The sequence below is a fragment of the Halorarum salinum genome, from assembly GCF_013402875.1.
Classification (GTDB): domain Archaea; phylum Halobacteriota; class Halobacteria; order Halobacteriales; family Haloferacaceae; genus Halorarum; species Halorarum salinum.
In genome coordinates this window covers 3,511,471-3,529,875 of sequence record NZ_CP058579.1, presented here as the reverse complement: position 1 = coordinate 3,529,875, position 18,405 = coordinate 3,511,471, and the positions used below count along the sequence as shown (strand labels likewise).

The 18,405-nt window shown below is 71.4% G+C and carries 18 protein-coding genes; 11 read left to right on the top strand and 7 right to left on the bottom strand.

Annotated features, from left to right (window positions below):
• Positions 1-16: 16 nt before the first annotated feature.
• From HUG12_RS17860 to HUG12_RS17850, 3 genes are all read right to left on the bottom strand, one after another.
• A complete protein-coding gene (locus HUG12_RS17860; protein WP_179270074.1) occupies positions 17-1,393 on the bottom strand; it encodes a geranylgeranyl reductase family protein in 1,377 nt (458 codons plus the stop codon).
• A 130-nt stretch (positions 1,394-1,523) separates the two neighbouring features.
• Complete coding sequence (locus HUG12_RS17855) at positions 1,524-2,648, bottom strand: DUF373 family protein (protein ID WP_179270073.1); 1,125 nt, start codon at positions 2,646-2,648, stop codon at positions 1,524-1,526.
• Positions 2,649-2,848: 200 nt separating this feature from the next.
• Positions 2,849-3,508, bottom strand: a complete 660-nt coding sequence (locus HUG12_RS17850; RefSeq protein WP_179270072.1) for a DUF6517 family protein — start codon at positions 3,506-3,508, stop codon at positions 2,849-2,851.
• Positions 3,509-3,695: 187 nt separating this feature from the next.
• Between HUG12_RS17850 and HUG12_RS17845 the strand changes: the two genes are divergently transcribed.
• From HUG12_RS17845 to HUG12_RS17825, 5 genes are all read left to right on the top strand, one after another.
• A complete protein-coding gene (locus HUG12_RS17845; RefSeq protein WP_179270071.1) occupies positions 3,696-4,691 on the top strand; it encodes a radical SAM protein in 996 nt (331 codons plus the stop codon).
• Positions 4,692-4,804: 113 nt separating this feature from the next.
• Positions 4,805-5,623, top strand: a complete 819-nt coding sequence (locus HUG12_RS17840) for a YihY/virulence factor BrkB family protein (RefSeq protein WP_179270070.1) — start codon at positions 4,805-4,807, stop codon at positions 5,621-5,623.
• Positions 5,624-5,724: 101 nt separating this feature from the next.
• Positions 5,725-6,558: a hypothetical protein gene (locus HUG12_RS17835; RefSeq protein ID WP_179270069.1), complete on the top strand. Its 834-nt coding sequence runs from the start codon at positions 5,725-5,727 to the stop codon at positions 6,556-6,558.
• A gap of 117 nt (positions 6,559-6,675) precedes the next feature.
• Entirely contained in the window at positions 6,676-6,957 is a 282-nt protein-coding gene (locus tag HUG12_RS17830; protein ID WP_179270068.1) for a 50S ribosomal protein L44e, read from the top strand.
• A gap of 2 nt (positions 6,958-6,959) precedes the next feature.
• A complete protein-coding gene (locus HUG12_RS17825; RefSeq protein WP_179270067.1) occupies positions 6,960-7,136 on the top strand; it encodes a 30S ribosomal protein S27e in 177 nt (58 codons plus the stop codon).
• A 98-nt stretch (positions 7,137-7,234) separates the two neighbouring features.
• On the opposite strand, the gene HUG12_RS17820 is transcribed toward HUG12_RS17825, so the two are convergent.
• The 4 genes from HUG12_RS17820 to HUG12_RS21920 all read right to left on the bottom strand — a co-directional run bounded on the left by HUG12_RS17820 (position 7,235) and on the right by HUG12_RS21920 (position 12,764).
• Positions 7,235-10,660, bottom strand: coding sequence for a molybdopterin-dependent oxidoreductase (locus HUG12_RS17820; RefSeq protein ID WP_179270066.1), 3,426 nt, complete (start codon positions 10,658-10,660; stop codon positions 7,235-7,237).
• On the bottom strand, positions 10,657-12,294 hold the full coding sequence (locus HUG12_RS17815) for an NADH-ubiquinone oxidoreductase-F iron-sulfur binding region domain-containing protein (RefSeq protein WP_246308087.1): 1,638 nt from the start codon (positions 12,292-12,294) through the stop codon (positions 10,657-10,659). The genes HUG12_RS17820 and HUG12_RS17815 overlap by 4 nt, the downstream gene beginning before the upstream one ends.
• A 73-nt stretch (positions 12,295-12,367) precedes the next feature.
• Positions 12,368-12,568, bottom strand: coding sequence for a hypothetical protein (locus HUG12_RS17810; protein WP_179270065.1), 201 nt, complete (start codon positions 12,566-12,568; stop codon positions 12,368-12,370).
• A 61-nt stretch (positions 12,569-12,629) separates the two neighbouring features.
• Positions 12,630-12,764, bottom strand: a complete 135-nt coding sequence (locus tag HUG12_RS21920) for a hypothetical protein (protein ID WP_281362311.1) — start codon at positions 12,762-12,764, stop codon at positions 12,630-12,632.
• Between the two features lie 93 nt (positions 12,765-12,857).
• On the opposite strand from HUG12_RS21920, the gene HUG12_RS17805 reads away from it, so the two are divergent.
• The 6 genes from HUG12_RS17805 to HUG12_RS17780 all read left to right on the top strand — a co-directional run bounded on the left by HUG12_RS17805 (position 12,858) and on the right by HUG12_RS17780 (position 18,266).
• Entirely contained in the window at positions 12,858-13,130 is a 273-nt protein-coding gene (locus HUG12_RS17805; RefSeq protein ID WP_179270064.1) for a hypothetical protein, read from the top strand.
• A 116-nt stretch (positions 13,131-13,246) separates the two neighbouring features.
• Positions 13,247-14,047, top strand: coding sequence for a translation initiation factor IF-2 subunit alpha (locus HUG12_RS17800; protein WP_179270063.1), 801 nt, complete (start codon positions 13,247-13,249; stop codon positions 14,045-14,047).
• 31 nt (positions 14,048-14,078) lie between these two features.
• On the top strand, positions 14,079-14,264 hold the full coding sequence (locus HUG12_RS17795) for an RNA-protein complex protein Nop10 (RefSeq protein ID WP_179270062.1): 186 nt from the start codon (positions 14,079-14,081) through the stop codon (positions 14,262-14,264).
• A gap of 223 nt (positions 14,265-14,487) precedes the next feature.
• The gene (locus HUG12_RS17790) at positions 14,488-15,753 is read left to right on the top strand and encodes a Single-stranded DNA binding protein (RefSeq protein ID WP_179270061.1); all 1,266 of its coding nucleotides are present in this window, start codon (positions 14,488-14,490) and stop codon (positions 15,751-15,753) included.
• Positions 15,750-17,444, top strand: a complete 1,695-nt coding sequence (locus HUG12_RS17785; RefSeq protein WP_179270060.1) for a hypothetical protein — start codon at positions 15,750-15,752, stop codon at positions 17,442-17,444. Before HUG12_RS17790 ends, HUG12_RS17785 begins: the two co-directional genes overlap by 4 nt.
• Complete coding sequence (locus HUG12_RS17780) at positions 17,445-18,266, top strand: metallophosphoesterase (protein WP_179270059.1); 822 nt, start codon at positions 17,445-17,447, stop codon at positions 18,264-18,266.
• Positions 18,267-18,405 lie beyond the last annotated feature (139 nt).

Here is an 18,405-nt window from a genome sequence, read left to right as displayed (position 1 = left end):
CGCCAAAGGAGGTTCGTCAGTACTTGGGCTCGGCGCCCGAGATCTCGTACACCTCGTCCATGATGGCGTCGCGCGCCTCGCGCCACGCCTCGAAGCCGTCCGGGTGTTCGGGGTACTCGTCGTAGTGGTCCTTCAGTTCGCCCGCCTTGCTGCGGACCTGCCACAGTTCGTACAGCGCGTCCCAGTGGCCGAACGTCCTGTACGCGGTCTTCAGCTTCAGGCCGAGCCCCATCGAGGCCTCGCCCTTGCTCATCGCGTCGACGAGCTGCTGGCCCGGGATGGAGCTCACGATGCCCGTCAGCTCCTCCACGTCGTGGGCGGTGCCCCACACGTTGTACAGGTCCACCGCGGCGAAGCGCTTCCCGAAGTCGGTGAGCACGTCGCGGTTGTACCCCCACAGCGCCTCCTCGGAGGTGTCGCCCTCCGAGATGGCCTCCGCGGCGCGCTTCACCGCCCAGTGGGCGGACTTCGCGGCGCCGGGGATGCCGCCGCCGGTGGTGGGGTTGACGTGGCCCGCGGAGTCGCCGACCGCGAGGAAGCCGTTCGCGACCGCGGAGTCGTACGGGCGGCGGGTGGGGAGCGCGGCGCCGAGCTTGTTCTTCACCGTCGCGCCGGCGAACTCCGCGCGACTTCGGAGGTCCTCCTTGAGGACCTCGACGAGCTTCATCGGGGGCTCGGTCATCTGGAAGCCGAGGCCGGCGTTGATCTCGGTGCTCGTGCGCGGGAAGTACCAGAGATAGCCAAGCTCCTCGGTCGGCTTGAACACGATGGCGTCGTCGTAGTCGACGGGTTCGGGAACCTCGACGACCTCGCGGTAGGCGGAGCAGAACTGCGAGTAGGAGACGTTCGTGTCGAAGGTGGCGTCGCCGAAGTCGCCCTTGTCCTGGAGGATCGAGAGCGCGCCGGCGGCGTCGACGGTGAGGTCGGCGTCGTACTGGACGACGTCGCCCTTCCGCTTGGCGCGGACGCCGGTGACGGTGCCGTCGTCGTCCTGGGTCACGTCCTGGACCACCGTGTCGTAGTGGATGTCGGCGCCGATGCGTTCGGCCTCCTCGAGGATGATCTCGCCGTACCGCTTCCGGTCGATCACGGCGCCGGACTCGCCGAACGGCACGTCGAGGGTCTCGCCGGTGAGGGGGTTCTCGAAGATCGCCCGCCGGATGCTCCGGTTGGTGAACGACTCGTCCTTGAGGTACTCGAGGTCGACGACGTCCGGGAACGTCGACTTCCCCTTGATGGCGTCCCCGCAGGCGATGTTGCCCGCCTCCGCCTCCGACTTCCGTTCGACGATGACCGCGTCGAGGCCCTCGTCGGCGGCCGTCGCCGCGGCGAAAGCCCCCGCCGTGCCGCCGCCGACGACGACGATATCATACGAGTGCGATGCCGCAGACATACCACCGAATTGTAATGCCCCTCGTAAAAAATGCGCGTATCCGCCCCCGGCGGGCGGTCACGGCCCGCCGGTCGGGGAGTCGCCCCCGTTCCCCCGGGGTCCTCTTTCCCGCCGGTCCGGGAGCTCGCCCCTATGCCGGCCGGGGGTTCCGTTCGGTGTACGACTCCGCGACCGCGAACGTGAGCGTGGAGAGGACGCCGAGCAGGGTGCCGATCGTCAGCGCGAGCGCGAGTTCGCCGAGCGTGAGCCGCGTCAGGACGTCGCCGGCGTCGAGGGGGACGAAGTAGCCCGAGAGCCCGTACAGCACGATGGCGATGGAGACGACGTAGAACGGCGCGTTCAGGTAGCGCCACCGGAAGCGGTCGCTCAGGTACTCGTCGGTCACCTGGCCCATCGAGGAGGTGACTCCGGCCGCGGCGGCCCACTGGACGGCTGCGTGGACGAACACCGCCAGCTGGGCCTCGACGGGGAGCGGCCCGGTCGCGTCCTCGACCGCCCCGAGCGTGTCGACGCCCTGCACGCCCCCGACGACGAGCAGCGCCAGCGCGACGACGTAGGTGATGATGGTCACCCGGCCCGCGTACAGGACGTTTCGGGTCCGTTCGGCCGCCGAGTCGACGGCCCGCTCCAGTCCCAGCCCCCGGAACAGGGTGTAGAGGCCGAGCATGGCCGAGACGAGCCCCAGCACCATCGCGCCGGGGATGTCGAGCATGCCCGCGACGACCGAGAACGGGTAGACGAGCAGCAGCACCCCGAGCGGGACGAGCACCGTCCCGCGGGTCTCCGGGTCCGAGAGCACCTGCTTCATCGTGTAGTACATCGACTCGAGGTCCTGGGCCTGCCGGACGACGACCCTGCGGACGCCGTCGAGCGGGACCCGCGAGCGGATGACCGGCAGCACCGACTCGTCCTGGGCGCCGTCGGTGATGACGATCGCGCGGACGTCCTCGCCGGTCGAGAGCGCCGCGAGGACGGTGTCCACCTCCTCCCCCACCGCCCGGTTCGCCTGCACGTCGCTCCCCTCGACGCCCGTGACGGCCGCGACGGCGACCTCCTCCTCGATGGTCTCGTCGGCGACGAGCTCGTCGTAGGTGTGGACCGCCTGGAAGAGCACGTTCACGTCCGAGTCCTCCGGATCCGCCGTCGCCAGCGCGACGGCGGCCGCCTCGACGTCGTCCCGTCCGATGACGGGGGTAGAGCGCCCGGTCTTGCGACCGAGGTCGTCGTCGAGGTCGACGGGGAGGACCAACAGCATCGTTGTGCGGTATGACGGTCAGGGTATATCTGTTTTCGGGGGAGCGACGGCTCGCCGACGGTCCCCGATCCGGTCACGACCCCGACCCGATCGGCGGCTCGATCCGATCGCGGTTCCGACCCGAGTGCCGGCCCGAACCCCGCCTCCGCCCCGCGACTGCGGGGCGGTGTCGGGGGAACCTCGCGCGTCGCGCTCGCCGGTCAGTCGTCGGCGTGCTCGACGTCGCCCATCATCGTCCGGACGTGGTCGTCCTCCCCGGACAGCAACGTCGGGTACGCGCCGATCGCGACGACGAAGTCCTCGCCAGCGCGGACCGCCTCCGCGACGTGGATGCGGACCTCCGCCGTCACGCCCGCGGCGATCTCGGCGTCCGTGAGGAAGAGGCCGACCTCCGTCTCGCTGCCGAGCACCGTCGCCGTCTCGGTCCCGTCCTCCCGGAGGTCGCCGAACCCCTCGAACTCCCCGAGCGCGCGGCGGGCGAGTTCGCCGGACCCGAGTTCGGCGACCGGGTTCATCGTCCGACCGAACACCTCGACGGCCGGCGTCGTCAGGGCGGCGAACAGCGCCCCCTGGTAGCTGTCGCCCGTCGGGAGTTCGACCGCCTTGTCGTACTGTGCCAGTCGGTTGGTGACCACGACCCGCCGCTCCTGGCCGGCGACCGAGAACGTCCGTTCGACCTCGACGTCCTCTACCCCGACCGGTTCGTACCCGGTCTCCTCGAGCGTCGCCGAGGGGACCGTCGCGACTCCGGCGGAGAACCCCGCCGGCTCCTCCCCCGTGATGACTCCGATACAGCCAGCGCTCGCGCCCGCGAGGCCGATCGCGCCGACCGCCCGTAGGAACGTTCGTCTGCTGTCCATGTGGGAACCGGATGCGGTCGAGACGTATGAGCTTCGTGGTGCGTGTCACTTCGATTTGATGTCCGTCGAATCGATCGCGGTGGCCGCGACGGGGTACCTCGTGTCGGCCGTGGTCGCGTAGCGTGTCGTCCGGGGGCGATCCGAGTCGGGGCCCTTTTGCCGGTCGACGCCGAATCGCCGGTATCGAATGATCTCGAAGGGCTGTGAACAGTGCGCGATGGGGGGGAAGCTGGTCCTCTTCGTCTACGGCTACTGTGACCAGCGCGACTGCTTCTACTGCCCGCTCGGCGAGAACAGGAAGAACGTGAACACGGTGTACGCCAACGAGCGCGAGGTCACCCGCGACGAGGACGTGCTCGAGGAGGCACGCCGGATGGACGCGCTGGGCACCTCCATCACCGGCGGCGAGCCCCAGGAGGCGCTCGACCGGACGTGCCGCTACCTCTCGCTCCTGAAGGAGGAGTTCGGCGAGGACCACCACACGCACCTCTACACCGGCATCACGGGCGGCCGCGAGAACATGCGGCGGCTCTCCGAGGCGGGTCTCGACGAGATTCGTTTCCACCCGCCGTACGAGCTCTGGGGCGAGATGCACGGCACCGAGTGGGAGGATATACTGTACGTCGCGCGCGAGGAGGGACTGACGCCGGCGTTCGAGATCCCCGGCATCCGCGCGGAGGAGGAGTTCCTCGAGTTCCTCGACGAGGGCGCCGCCGAGTTCTGCAACGTCAACGAGTTCGAGATGAGCCAGGGGAACTACCGCCGGATGCAGGAAGAGGGGTTCGAACTCCAGGAGGGCCACATGTCGGCGGTCGAGGGCTCCAAGGCCGAGATCCTCGAGGCGATGGGCGACCACGAGCGCGTCTACTTCTGTACGAGCGTGTTCAAGGACGCCGCCCAGCACCGGAACCGCCTGAAGCGGATGGCCGAGAACGTCCGCCGGCCCTTCGACGACGTGACCGACGACGGCACGCTGGTGTACGGGAAGACGTACGACGACCCGTCGGCACTCGAGGCGCTCGGCGTCCCCGAGGAGTTCTACGCGGTGAAGACGGACCACGTCGAGGTCGCGTGGTGGCTGCTGGAGGAGATGGTCGAGGAGGGCGACCTCGAGGAGGGGGAACTCGTCGAGCAGTACCCGACCTACGACGGGACGGTCGTGGAGCGGACGCCGCTGGCGTGAGGCACGTTCAACCCCGTTACGGGGACGGGCGACCCGCACGTACGCGGCGATCGTCGCCGCCCTACCACGGTTAACAACACGATAGCTTTGGGGGCGTCCCCCGTCCGCCCGGTATGGACCGGCCACGCGGACCCGCGGAGACGCTCCGGGCGATGGTGGCCGTCGGAAGGGAGGAGCACGTCGGCGCGAGCGCCGCGAGCCTCGGCTACTACGCGTTCAACGCGCTGCTCCCCCTGCTCTTGCTGGTGGTCGCGACGTTCTCGGCTGTGGGGGCGCCGGAGGGGCTCCCGGCGTTCCTCGAGCAGGTCGCCGGAGTGAGCCCCGAGCGCCTCCGGTCGCTCCTCGAGCGACTCGGCGGAGACGCGCCGGGTCGCGCCCGTGCGGTGGCGCTGGCGCTTCTCATCACCGGCTGGAGCGGCCTGCGGATGTTCCGCGCGCTCGACGGTCACTTCGCCGCGCTGTACGGCGAGCGGAAGGGCCGGTCGGCCGCGAACCGCCTCCTTGACAGCGCCCTCGTGCTGGCGACCGTCTCGGTCGGACTCGCCGGCCTGGCTCTCGGCGGGGCCGCGCTCGCAGTCGTCGTCTCCGGCGTCATCTGGGTGCTGCTCGGGCCGGCGCTCCTCTTCGCGGGGCTCGTCTGCCTGTTCGTCCCGATGTACTACCTCCTCGCCGTCGACACGACGGTCCGGCAGGTGCTCCCGGGGGCGGCGTTCGCGGCGGGGCTGTGGACGGTCTCGATGCTCGGGTTCCGGCTCTACTTCGCCGCCTCCGAGAGCGTCGAACTGTACGGGCTCGCCGGCGCCGTCCTGCTCGTGCTCACGTGGCTGTACGTCGCCGCGCTCGCGCTGCTCCTCGGCGTCGTCCTCAACGCGCTGCTCGCGGGACGCGTCGACCCGGACCGCGACTGGCTCCCGTACTCGGACGCGGAGTGACCGGCGACCGCCGAGGCGTGGCGCCGTTCCGGTCGGTCGACCGCCTCCGAAGTGACACAGGCTCCACAAGAACTATCGCGTCGGCCGGCCGAGGTCCGTCGATGCGACTGCCCTCCATCCGGTCGGCCACAGCGTGCGCTTCGGGCGGCCTCCTCAACCTCGGCGTCGTCCTCTCGCTGTACGCCGAGTACGGCTATCCGATGCCCGGCCTCGACCTCGGCGGAATCGCCTTCGCGCTGACGTTGCTGGCGGCTGGGGGACTCCCCGCGCTCGCCTCGGCTCACACCGGGCTCGCGTCCCCGGCGGTCGGGTGGCTGGCGCTGCTCGGCTGGACAGCGATGCGGGAGACCACGACGCCCGCCCCGGAGTGGGGCGAACTGGGCGGATACGTGGTCGTCAGCGGCGACCTCTTCGTGCTGGACTACGCGACGGCGTGGCCCGTCTGGCTGTCGGCGCTGGCGTGGATCGGCGCCGTGGAGTTCGCGTTTCGACGGTACTACGGCGTCGGCGACGGGCGGCTCAGAGGGGTCGCCGCCCGCGTCCCGGCCCGCCGGCAAGCGCTGGGCGTGACGGTCGCCGTGGCGGGTCCGTTCGGCGTCGCGCTCGGCGCTCACACCCTCGCCCAGGGCGTTTCGCCGGCGCCGGCCGCGCTACTGGTCGTCGCGACGGTCGTCCTCGGGGGGACCGCGGCCGCCGCCGTCCCGCTCCTGTTCGCGCTGACCCGGGGGCTGGTGAGCCCGGCTCTCCTGGGCTGCTGGCTCCTGGGATCGACCGTCCACGTCTCCGTCTTCGGGGACCCGGACAGTCCGGTTCACCTCCTGCTGCTCGGGGCCTTCGCGGTCGGCCTCGTACTCGTCGGGCTGCTCGAGGGGGCCCTGCGGGGACGGTTCGGGGGAGGCGGCGCAGCGGACGACCCGGCGACCCGGGAGCGGTGACCCGGTCTCCGGATCGGCGACCCGGTTTCCGGGGGAAGCGACGGCCCCCGTCGCGTCCGCGGACCAAATGCGTTTTAAGGACCCACCCAGTACGGACCCACAAGAGGAGAGTTCGCCATGGAGATGCCACGACGGATGAACACGTACTGTCCGCACTGTAACGGCCACCACGAGGTCGAAGTAGAGAAGGTCCGGAAGGGTCGCGAGACCGGCATGAAGTGGACCGACCGCCAGCAGGCACGCGGCACCGCGGTCATCGGGAACGCCGGCAAGTTCTCGAAGGTGCCGGGTGGCGACAAGCCGACCAAGAAGACCCACCTCAAGTACCGCTGCGGGAACTGCGGCAAGGCCCACATGCGCGAGGGCTGGCGCGCCGGCCGCCTCACCTTCCAGGAGTGAGCATGGCAGGGAACTTCTTCCGCGTCCGGTGCCCGGACTGTGACAACGAACAGGTCGTCTTCGGCAAGGCGTCGACGACCGTGAACTGCGCCGTCTGCGGGACGACGCTCGCCACGCCGACCGGCGGCGACGCCACGTTCTCGGGCGAGGTCCTCGAGACGGTCGAGCAGCGGGCCTGAGCCGGCCGTTTTTCCGTCGGATCGCGTTCCGTCGACCCGACGACGTCCGTCGAACGTGGAGCGTCGGCCATGCGGGCGCCGTCGTTCGGACGTGGGGGTCAGTCCTCCCCCGCCAGCGCCTCGGAGTCGTCGTCGGCCAGGTCCTCGGGCCCCGACGGCTCCGCTTCCGGCTCCCTCCCGAGCGGCCTGACGCGGACGTTCGTCACCTTGTACTCCGGGATCTTGCTCAGCGGGTCGAGCTCCTCCTTGGTCAGCCTGTTGACGGCGCCGTGGACGAAGTGCATCGGGATGAACAGCACGTCCGGCCCCGACGTCTCCTCGACGTTCGCCCGCACGACGACCTCGCCCTGCCGCGACTCGACGCTGACGTACTCGTCGTCGACGACCCCGAGCCGCTCTGCCGCCTCCGGGTGGATCGTGACGAAGCTCTCGGGGACCTGCTTCATCGACGCCGTGCCGCGGCGCGTCATCGACCCGGTGTGCCAGTGGTAGAGCACCCGCCCGGTGGTGAGCGTGAACGGGTACTCCTCGGTCGCGAGCGGGTACAGTTCGTCGGGTAGCTCCGAGGGGACGAACCGCGCCAGCCCGTCGTCGAAGTTGAACTCGTCCTCGTAGAGGTACGGCGTCCCGGGGTGGTCCTCGTCCCAGCACGGCCACTGGAGCCCCTCGCCCCTCTCCTCGAGCCGTTCGTGGGTGACGCCGCCGTAGATGGGGGTGAGCTCGTTGATCTCGTCCATCACGTCGTCGGGGCTCCCGTACCCCCAGTCGAACCCCAGCCGTCCGGCGAGGTCCTGCAGGATGGCGACGTCCGTGCGGGCCTCGCCGGGCGACTCCGCCGCCGGCCGGACGAGCTGGATCCGCCGTTCGGTGTTCGTGACGGTGCCGTACTTCTCCGCCATCGACGCCGCCGGCAGCACCACGTCGGCGTGCTCGGCCGTCTCGGTCATGAACAGCTCCTGGACGACGAGGAGGTCGAGCGCCTCCAGCGCCTCCTCGGCGTGCTGGACGTCCGGTTCCGAGAGCGCGGGGTTCTCGCCGACGATGTACATCCCCCGAACGTCGGTGTTCTCGGGGGTGTACCCCTCGTCGGCGCCCGGGTCCTCGGTCCCCCGGTCCTCCTCGTCGGTCCCGGGCTCGTCGCCGCCGTACGCGTCGGCCTCCGACCTGCCGGAGACGGTCTCCTCGACGCCCGGAACGGCGCTGAACATGTCGGTGATCCGCAGCCCCACCCGGTCCGGCGGCCTGACGCCCCACGACGCCTCGAACCTGTCCAGTACGTCCTCGTCGTCGACGGGCTGGTAGCCGGGGAGGTTGTTGGGGATCGGTCCCATGTCGCCGCCGCCGCCCTGGACGTTGTTCTGCCCCCGGAACGGGGACAGCCCGGAGCGGGGCTTGCCGACGTGTCCGCACAGCAGCGCCAGGTTCGCGATCGCGAGCGCGTTGCGCGTCCCGTGGGAGTGCTGGGTGAGCCCCATCGCCCAGCCGTAGACGCAGGTCTCCGACCGGGCGATCGTCTCGGCCGCGCGCTCGAGGTCCGCCGGCGGGACGCCCGACACCTCCTCGACCAGGTCGGGCGTGTACGGCTCGACCGTCTCGACGAGGTCGTCGAACTGCCTGGTCCGCTCCTCGACGAACGCCTCGTCGTACAGGTCCTCCTCGACGATGTGGCGCATCATCCCGTTGAGCCAGGCGATGTCCGTGCCGGGCCTGGTCCGGGTGTACTGGTCGGCGTGGTCCGCGACGGTCATCTTCCGCGGGTCGAACACGAACAGGTCCGCGCCGTCGCGGACGTTCTGGACGATGCGCGTCGCCAGCACCGGGTGGCTCTCTGTCGTGTTCGACCCCGTGATGAGATAGCAATCCGTCTCGCCGACGTCCTCGTTGATGCGGTTGGTCATCGCGCCGTAGCCGACCGTCTGCTTGAGCGCGGCGACCGTCGACGAGTGACAGAGGCGCGTGCAGTTGTCGACGTGTGGCGTCCCCAGCACCTGCCGGGCGAACTTCTGGGCGAGGAAGTTCGCCTCGTTCGTGCTCTTCGAGGAGGAGGTCACCGCCAGCGAGTCCGCGCCGTGCTCCTCGCGGACCTCGGTCAGGCGCTCGGCGACGAGGTCCAGCGCCTCGTCCCACGACGCCTCGCGGAACTCCCCGTCCTCCCTGACGAGCGGCGTCGTTAGCCGCTCGTCGGAGCCGACGTAGTCGTAGCCGAACTTCCCCTTCACGCAGGTCGAGAAGTCGTTGGCCGGCGTCCGATCGGGGTCGGCCGGGCGGACGCCCAGGATCTCCTCGCCCCTGCCGTACAGTTCGAACCGGCAGCCGACGCCGCAGTAAGTGCAGGTCGTGTCGGCCACGGTGAGCTCGCGCTTCCGGGCGGTGCTGACGACGCGCGCGGCGTCGAAGAGCTGACCGATCGTCAACGACTCCTCGGCGACCCGTTCGGCCGCGTGCTCGACCGTGGCGAGCGCGTCGTCGGTCGCCCGGCCGGCCAGCCCCGACGCGTTCCGCCTGGCCTTCGCCATGAACTGCGCGACGCCCGAGAGGTCGCCGTCGGTCCGCGCGCCGGGGTCGGGTCGGCCGCCCCCGACGTCGGCGACCTCGCGGTTCGGCGCCTCGGCGGTGTCGGCCGTCTCGACGGGTCTCCCCTCCCGGACCGTCCCGATGGAGACCTTCTGGGTGAACCCGGGGAGGGGGATGGTCGTCGCGTCCACGAGGCCGTCCTCGACGAGCGACCCCGTCGGGCAGACGGTGACGCAGTGCCCGCAGGAGATGCACGTCGAGTCCTCCATCGTGTCCGCTTCGGGCTTCTGGAAGTCGACGTGGAGGTCGTCGCCCTTGCCGGACATCCGGAGGACGCCCGCGACCTGGACGTCGTTGCAGGCCTCGACGCAGCGGTTACAGAGGATGCACTTGTTGCGGTCGATCTGGATGACCGACGTGGCGTCGATCGGCGCGTACTCGTCGCGCTCGTCGAACACGCCGTACCGTGGCTGGTTCACGCCGTGCTCGATGGAGACGTCCTGGAGCTCACAGCGGCCGTTCTGTCCGCACGTCGTGCACCGCAGGTTGTGGTTTCCGAGCACGAGGTCGAGGTTGACGTCGCGGGCCTCCGCCGCGTCGGTCGCGCCCGTCGAGACGTCGAGGCCGTCCTCGGCCGGGAAGCTACACGCCGGAACGAGGCCGTGCTCGTCGGTCTCGACCATGCACGTGCGGCAGGCGCCCCGCGGCCCGATGTCGTCGGACTGCTCGGTGTCGCGGCCGTAGTAGCACAGCGCCGGCACGTCGGCGTCGGCCTCGACCGCCTCGACGGCGTCGAGGAGCGTCGCTCCCGGGGGGACGGCGACGGGGGCCCCGTCGACGGTCACCGTGCTCATCCCGTCGCCCTCGACGCCGACGTCGGGGTCGTTCGCCGTTCCCGTGCGGAAGTCCTCGGCCAGCGGCGTCGTCGGCCGCGGGTCGTCGATCTCGGGGACGCCGGGGAGCTGCTCGGTGGGGCTGTGCTCGGTCGGTCCGGGGTCCTGGCTGCTCACGACTGCACCACCTCGCAAGCGCCGCTCGGGCAGCGACCGGCCGCGTGGGCCTCGAACTCCGTCTCGAACCCGTCGAGCGCCGTCCCGACGCACCGGCCGACCGACCGGCCGACGTCACAGAGGCTGGAGCCGTCCATCACGCGCGTGAGCTCCCGGATCATGTCGTCCCGGTACTCCCCGTCGTACACCTCCCGGAGGAGGCCGAGGAGCTGTTTCGACCCCTCGCGGCCGGGGAAACACCGGCCGCAGTTCTCCTCGCTCGCGAACCGGACGCGCTCGCCGGCCGTCGCGACGACGCAGCGGTCACGGTCGAACAGTTCGACGACGCCGCCGGTGCCGAGGCCGGCGTTCTCCAGCGCCAGCGCGTTCGCCGGGTGGTCGAGCGTCCGGGTGAAGCCGCCGAACAGGCCGCCGACGCAGGCCATCTTGAACCGTCCCGTCGAGTCGACGGCGTCGCGGGCGGCCGCCAGCGAACTTCCGGTCGGCAACTCGACGGTCGCCGGCGTCTCCACGTCGCCGGTCACGGTGACGAGTCTGGTCCCGGGGTCGGCGTCGTCGGCGTCGAAGGCGTCGGGGTCGAGCAGCGCCTCGCGAACCTGCGCGAGCGTCCGGGGCGTGTGCACGGCGGTCGGGCGCCCGTACAGGCCGTGTCGGGCGGGGCCGGGCGGGCGCAGGCGCGCCTCCAGCCGGTCGTTCCCCTCCAGCGCCTCGAGCGCCATGGTGAACTCCCCGGCGATGTACTCGTCGGGGCCGGCGACGACCTGCGGGGCGTCGGGGTCGCCGGCACCCGTCGTTCCGCCGAGCGCGTCGACGGCGGCGACGGCCGCGCGGCGGCTCCTGGAGCGGACGAGGTCGTCGTCCTCGTTCGTGTACACGACGACGTCGCCCGGGTCCGCGCCGACGATCGCGGCGACCGCGAGCGTCCCGTCGAGCACCGTCGCCGGCGACCCGCCGAGCAGCGTCCGGTCGGTCCCGTTGCGGCGGTCGCTCTCGTTGGCGTTCACCACCACGACCGGGTCGCCCGACGTCTCGCGGACGGTACGCAGGTCCTCGACGAGGGGGGCGTCCCGGCTCGCGTCGCCGCGACCCCGCCCGAGCAGGCCGGCCTCCGAGAGCCGTTCGAGCGCCGCATCCGGGTCTTCGCGGGCGAGCGTCGCGGCCTCCGTCGTCGCGTGGGCGCCGTCACCTAAATCGGTCCAGCCACACCCGCCGAGCACGCGCCGCGACCCGACCCCGAGCGGCCCCTCCGCCGGCGTGGGCAGCGTCCCGACGTCGGGGTCGTGCTCGACGACCCACGTGCCGACGTCCTCCCCGACGTCCCCCGACTCGGCCCGCTCGACGAACGCCCGCGTCTGCTCGGCGGAGGGGCGCGGGTAGTACGCCGTCCGCCCGCCGATCGTGACGAGCGCGAGCGGTTCGAGCGCGCGGACGCCAGTCGAACCCACCTCGCGGACGTCCGCCGTTTCGGCCGCGGTACGGGCCGTCTGGAGGACCCTCCGTCCCCGTTCCAGCGGACGCGCTTCGCCGCTTGCGTCGGCCTCCCCCGGTTCCCGGGCGACGCTCGGGGGGTCGCCTCGCCCGACAGTGACGCGGACGACCGGCCCGTCGACGTGAGTGTCGTTAACGTAGCTCACTTTCCGTAGTTCGGCGAGAACGTACGAAAACGTTGGGCCGCCGTGACGGCGTCCTGACGGTCGTGGTGTCCGTTCAGGCCGGATCCGTGCCGGGGTTCCGTCGCGGGTTCGGCTCGGTCCGACCGCGCGGTCCGTCCCGTCGGTCAGGAACGAACAGCCGCGAGAGGGGTGCGGCCCGACGCCACGCCAGGAACGTGGCCCCGCCCACGGCCGCGACGAGGACGGTCGCGCCGAGGAGCCGGAGTCGGTTCGACGGCGTGTTCCGGTCGGTCATGTCGCCACGTACGGCGCGGCGGGGCGTATCGCTTTCGGCGGATACCGGCGCCCCCGAACGATCAGAACGGCGGCGAGACCGTCGGCTCGTCCCGGCCGAGCCCGACTACCACGACCGCCGCGACGACCGCCGCGAGGGCGAGGAGTGCGAAGCCCACCGCCCGTCCCGCTTCGGTCCGCCGGCTGTCGGAGTCCATGGATCGCCTACCGCGTCCCACTCCATAGGGGTTCGGGGCGCACGGGCGCGGGTACCCGAGGATTGACCGGGCGCCGGCCCGTTCGCTCGGACGATGGCAGAACGAGAGTTCGAGACGTTCCAGGCGCGGGCGGCCGAGGCGGTCTCGGGGGACGGGCTCGAGTCCGTGTACGTCGGCATCGTCCGCGAGGACGGCGAGCGGGAGTACTACTTCGGCAACGACACCGAGGACGTCGGGGAGCTGCGGGAGGCGGCGGCGACCCAGCTCGGGATGCTGCTCCGGGTGCTCGCGGATCGGTCGGACGACAGCGTCGACGAGGTCGCCGACCTCGCGGTCGAGCGCGCGGGGGAACTGCGGCTGGAGTGAACGCCCGCCGGCTCGGCGGGCGAGTCCGCCCGAGCGAGTCCCGCGACGATCAGCACCTCCGGGGGCGAGTCGCACGAGTCGAAACTGTTGAGAGGGGGCGGCGTCAACGCTCATGCATGAAATTCAGCGGCTGGCCCGAGAAGGGTGAACTCGTCGTCGGCGAGATCGACGAGATCGCCGACTTCGGCGTGTTCGTGGATCTGGACGAGTACGAGGACAAGCGCGGACTCGTCCACGTGAGCGAGGTCGCGAGCGGGTGGATCAAGAACATCCGCGACCACGTGAGCGTCGGCGAGCGCGTCGTGGCGAAGGTGCTCGACGTCGACGAGTCGTCCCAGCAGATCGACCTCTCGATCAAGGACGTCAACGACCACCAGCGCTCGGACAAGATACAGGAGTGGAAGAACGAGCGCAAGGCGGACAACTGGATGACCATCTCGTTCGGCGAGGACGTGAGCGACGAGCAGTACACCCGCGTCGCGGAGGCGCTCTACTCGGCGTTCGGATCGATGTACGACGGCTTCGAGCAGGCGGCCATCCACGGCGAGGAGGCGCTCGAGGACACCGACCTCGACGAGGGGGAGATCGAGGCCATCGTCGAGACGGCCCGGGAGAACGTCTCGGTCCCGTACGTGACGGTCACGGGTTACGTCGACCTCGAATCGCCCGAGGCCGACGGCGTCGACGACGTGAAGGCCGCGCTCGAGGCCGCCGAGGGGAACGGCGAGGTGCCGGACGAGGTGGAACTCGAGGTGACCTACGTCGGCGCCCCCGAGTACCGCATCCGCGTCCGCGCCCCCGACTACAAGACCGCCGAGGACGAACTGGAGGAGTCGGCCGACCGCGCGCGCCGGTCCATCACGGCCGTCGGCGGGACGGGTTCGTTCCACCGCGAGCGCGAGACCGAGGACGAGTAGGGTCGTTCGGGGGCCGGGACGGGAGGAACTCGTGAAATCGGACATCAGGGTCTGTTCGGCGTGGAAGGGGCGTCACGAGCGGCCGGTGTACACGCTCCACGACGCCTGTCCGGAGTGTGGCGCCGACGCGGTCAACTCCGCGCCGGCGCCGTTCAGCCCCGAGGATCCGTACGGCGAGTATCGGCGGCGTGCCCGCGAGCGCTCGTCCTCGGAGTAGGCGGTTCGTCGGGCGGAACCACGGGCGTGCACGTTCGATGGTTAGGCCAGCGACGCTCGGGCGAGTCACGGCGGGTCGGACCGAGCGGAGCGTCCCGGGGGTTTCGCGGTCGTCCGCACCGTTCGTCGGCGGGCGCCGGTTCCGGAAACCGTCCGGTCCCGCCACCGAACGCCGACGAACCGGCACGGAGAGTTTAACAGCCGTCCCGAACTAGACGGGAGCGATGGACGTCGACAACCACGCCGAGGAGCTCGCCTCCGCTCTCGGCGAAGACAAAGAGGAGGTCAAGCAGGACCTGCAGAACCTACTGGAGTACAGCGTCCCCATCGACGAGGCCAAGCAGTCGGTCCGCCGGAAGTACGGCGGCGGCGGTGGCGGCGACGCCACGCCCACGTCGGTCGACGTCGCGGACGTCACCACCGACTCCGGCAACGTCAGCGTCACCGCGCGCGTGCTGACGGTCGGGACGCGTAGCATCCGCTACCAGGGCGAGGACACGACCATCCGCGAGGGGGAACTCGCGGACGAAACCGGGACGATCAGCTACACCGCGTGGCAGGACTTCGGCTTCGAGCCCGGGGACACCGTCACGGTCGGCAACGCCGGCGTGCGCGAGTGGGACGGCGAACCCGAACTCAACATGGGCCAGTCCTCCTCGGTGGCGCTCGAATCGGAGACCCTGGCGGTCCCGTACGACGTCGGCGGCGAGCGCGACCTCATCGACGTCGAGGCGGGCGACCGCGGGCTGACCGTCGAGGCGCGCGTGACGGAGGTCGAAGAGCGAGTCATCGACGGCCGGGACGGCGAGACCACCATCCTCTCGGGCGTGCTGGGCGACGAGACCGCCCGGCTCCCGTTCACCGACTGGGACCCGACGCCCGAGGTCGAGGAGGGCGCCGAACTCCGCGTCGAGGACGTGTACGTCCGGGAGTTCCGCGGCGTCCCCTCGATCAACCTCACCGAGTTCACGACCGTCTCCGGGGCGACCGTCGAGGTAACCGACGAGGCGCCACGCGTCGCCATCGGCGAGGCAGTCTCCTCGGGCGGGATGTACGACGTGGAGGTGACCGGCAACGTGCTCGAAGTGCGCGACGGCTCCGGGCTCATCGAGCGCTGTCCCGACTGCGGCCGGCTGGTCCAGAACGGCCAGTGCCGCAGCCACGGGCAGGTCGACCCCGAGGACGACCTTCGGGTGAAGGCGATCCTCGACGACGGCACCGCCACGGTCACCGCCATCCTCGACCGCGAGATCACCGAAACGGTGTACGGCGGGACGCTGGAGGACGCCCTCGAGGCCGCGCGTGACGCGATGAGCCGCGAGGTCGTCGCCGAGGACGTGCGCGAGAAGCTGGTCGGGCGGGAGTACCGCGTCCGCGGCCACCTCTCGGTGGACGAGTACGGCGCGAACCTCGACGCGAGCGAGTTCGAACCGAGCGAGGACGACCCGATCGAGCGTGCGACGGCCGCGCTCGAGGAGGTGAGAGCGTGAGTTCGAACGGCGACGGCGACGACTCCGGGCCCGGCACCCGCGAGGTCGCCCACAGGCTGTTCGCCGCCGAGTTCGACGACGCCTCCATGGAGTACTCCGAGAGCGACGAGGAGCGCGCTCCGAACTACGTCGTGACGCCGACCGGCCTGCGCGTGAACCGCCTGTTCGCGGTGGGCGTGCTCACGGAGGTCGAGTCGGTGAACGAGGACACCGTCCGCGGTCGCGTCGTCGACCCCACGGGCGCGTTCGTCACCTACGCCGGGCAGTACCAGCCCGACGAACTGGCGTTCCTCGACCGCACCACGCCGCCGGCGTTCGTCGCGCTCACCGGGAAGGCACGCACCTTCCAGCCGGACGACTCGGACGTCGTCTACACCTCGGTCCGCCCGGAGAGCCTCAGCGAGGTCGACGCGGAGACGCGGGACCGCTGGACGGTCTCGGCCGCGGAGGCGACGCTCGACCGCCTCGCGGTGCTCGCGGCGGCCCTGGAACTGGACGAGCGCGGCGACGCCCTCCGCGCCCGCCTCGAGGCCGCGGAGGCGCCGGAGGCGCTCGCCGCGGGCATCCCGCGCGCGCTGGACCACTACGGGACGACGCCCGCCTACGTCGAAGCGGTTCGCCGACTCGCGGTCGACGCGCTCGAGGTCGTCGCCGACGAGCGCGAGGAGGTGCGGCCCCTGACGGCCGACCCCGACGCGGCCGGCCCGACCGAGGTCGGACCCCTGCCCGAGCACGGTCTCGACCTCGACGCGGCTACCGCCGCGGACGTCGAGGGGGGTTCGGCCGTCCCCTCGACGACGACGGCGGAGACGGCGACGGACGACGGGACCGAGTCGGCCGCCGAACCCGCGGACGCCGCGGAGCCGGCCGACGAGGAACCCGAACCGGCGAGCGCGACGGCGTCGACCGGCGGCACGGCCTCCGGCGAGACCGCGGAGGAACTCCGCTCCGAGGGCGGCGATTCCGGGTCGACGGAGCCGACGCCGACCGGAACCGAATCGACCGGGTCCGCCTCGGTCGACTCCGAATCGGCAGAGGAGGAGCCGATGGACGCGGCGGACGACTCCGAGTCGGCGGAGTCCGAGCGGGCAGCTGCCGCCCCCTCGACGGATCCGGACGGGGAGGACGGCCCGGGCGACTTCCGGGACACGGCCGACGACCTCGGCGACTTCGAGGACGCCGAACCGGCCGACCTGGAGGACGCCGAACCGGGTGACTTCGAGGACGCCCTCACGGAGGAGGAGCGACGCGAGGTCGAGGCGGAACACGACGTCGGGTTCTCCACCGGCAGCGAGGTCGGCGAACCCGGGGAGGCCGGGATCGAGACGCCCGAGTCCGACGCGGAGCCCGAGGGAGACGCAGAGGTCGAACCCGAACCCGACGACGGACCCGACGGAGACGCGGAACCCGGCACGGACGCCGAACCGGGAGCGGACGCCGAAGCCGACGGGACCGCGCCGGCCGCCGAACCGGCCGACGAGGGCTCGGCCGAGGACGTGGACCTCGAGGACGCGGTCGTCGACCTGATGGACGAGCTCGACGACGGCGACGGCGCCGACCGCGGCGCGGTCGTCTCCGCGGCCGTCGAACGCTTCGGCGCGGACGAGTCGGCGGCCGACGCGGCCGTCCAGGACGCGCTGATGAGCGGGAAGTGCTACGAGCCGAGCGAGGGAACGCTGAAGTCCATCTGAATGGCGGCGGACGCGCTCGTCGAACCGGTGCCGGGCGCGCCCGCGGCGACCGCCGCCCTCGGCGGCGAGACCGCGCTGGTGATCGCCGACTACCACGCCGGGATCGAGGTCGGCCTGCGCTACGAGCGCGGCGTCGAACTGGCGAGCGCGGCCGACGAGCGACGCGAGCGGGTCCTCGACCTGCTCGCCCGGACCGGCGCGGATCGGCTGGTCGTGCTCGGCGACTTCGGGCACAGGATCGGGGAGACGAGCGGGGCCGAGCGGGACGAGATCGGTGCGCTCCTGGACTCGCTCGCGGTGCCGGTGACGCTCGCGCTCGGCAACCACGACCCCGGGGTCGTCGAGGCGTTCGGCGACCGGCTCGACGTGACGCCCGCCGACGGGGCCCGCATCGGCGACGTCGGCGTCCTCCACGGGCACACGTGGCCCGCACCGGAGGTGCTCACGGCCGACGTGGTCTGCATGGGTCACGAACACCCCGCGGTCAGGCTCGCCGACGACGTCGGGGGGACGCGGGTGGAACGCGCGTGGCTGCGCGGCCCGCTCGCGCGCGAGGCGTTCGTCGGCGAGGTGGCGGGCCTCGACGAGCGAGGCGGTCCCCGCGACGTGGCCGACGGCGTGGCGGGAGCCGGGAGCGAGGACGGTTCCGGCTGGAGGAGTCCCGAACTCGTCGTCTTCCCCGCGTTCAACGAGCGCTCCGGGGGGACGTGGGTGAACGTCGACGGACAGTCGTTCCTCTCGCCGTTCCTGCCGGACGGGCTCGAGCGCGGCGAGGCGTATCTCCTCGACGGGACGCGGCTCGGCGACTACCGGTCCGTTTAACGCCCGATTGCGTCAACCGTTATCACACGTTTCCGGGGGTTGTGCGGCGTGTGCTACCAGTTTTCATCCGGCTGGTCCACCGGTGGGTTTATATGTTGCAGCCGTGTAGAAACGACTACCAGAACGCCTCCGGGGCGTG

What these genes read in the sequence shown, in the direction of transcription:
- HUG12_RS17860 (WP_179270074.1), bottom strand. Translation starts at nt 1,393, where the DNA reads ATGTCTGCGGCATCGCACTCGTATGATATCGTCGTCGTCGGCGGCGGC.
- HUG12_RS17855 (WP_179270073.1), bottom strand. Translation starts at nt 2,648, where the DNA reads ATGCTGTTGGTCCTCCCCGTCGACCTCGACGACGACCTCGGTCGCAAG.
- HUG12_RS17850 (WP_179270072.1), bottom strand. Translation starts at nt 3,508, where the DNA reads ATGGACAGCAGACGAACGTTCCTACGGGCGGTCGGCGCGATCGGCCTC.
- HUG12_RS17845 (WP_179270071.1), top strand. Translation starts at nt 3,696, where the DNA reads ATGATCTCGAAGGGCTGTGAACAGTGCGCGATGGGGGGGAAGCTGGTC.
- HUG12_RS17840 (WP_179270070.1), top strand. Translation starts at nt 4,805, where the DNA reads ATGGACCGGCCACGCGGACCCGCGGAGACGCTCCGGGCGATGGTGGCC.
- HUG12_RS17835 (WP_179270069.1), top strand. Translation starts at nt 5,725, where the DNA reads ATGCGACTGCCCTCCATCCGGTCGGCCACAGCGTGCGCTTCGGGCGGC.
- HUG12_RS17830 (WP_179270068.1), top strand. Translation starts at nt 6,676, where the DNA reads ATGGAGATGCCACGACGGATGAACACGTACTGTCCGCACTGTAACGGC.
- HUG12_RS17825 (WP_179270067.1), top strand. Translation starts at nt 6,960, where the DNA reads ATGGCAGGGAACTTCTTCCGCGTCCGGTGCCCGGACTGTGACAACGAA.
- HUG12_RS17810 (WP_179270065.1), bottom strand. Translation starts at nt 12,568, where the DNA reads ATGACCGACCGGAACACGCCGTCGAACCGACTCCGGCTCCTCGGCGCG.
- HUG12_RS21920 (WP_281362311.1), bottom strand. Translation starts at nt 12,764, where the DNA reads ATGGACTCCGACAGCCGGCGGACCGAAGCGGGACGGGCGGTGGGCTTC.
- HUG12_RS17805 (WP_179270064.1), top strand. Translation starts at nt 12,858, where the DNA reads ATGGCAGAACGAGAGTTCGAGACGTTCCAGGCGCGGGCGGCCGAGGCG.
- HUG12_RS17800 (WP_179270063.1), top strand. Translation starts at nt 13,247, where the DNA reads ATGAAATTCAGCGGCTGGCCCGAGAAGGGTGAACTCGTCGTCGGCGAG.
- HUG12_RS17790 (WP_179270061.1), top strand. Translation starts at nt 14,488, where the DNA reads ATGGACGTCGACAACCACGCCGAGGAGCTCGCCTCCGCTCTCGGCGAA.
- HUG12_RS17780 (WP_179270059.1), top strand. Translation starts at nt 17,445, where the DNA reads ATGGCGGCGGACGCGCTCGTCGAACCGGTGCCGGGCGCGCCCGCGGCG.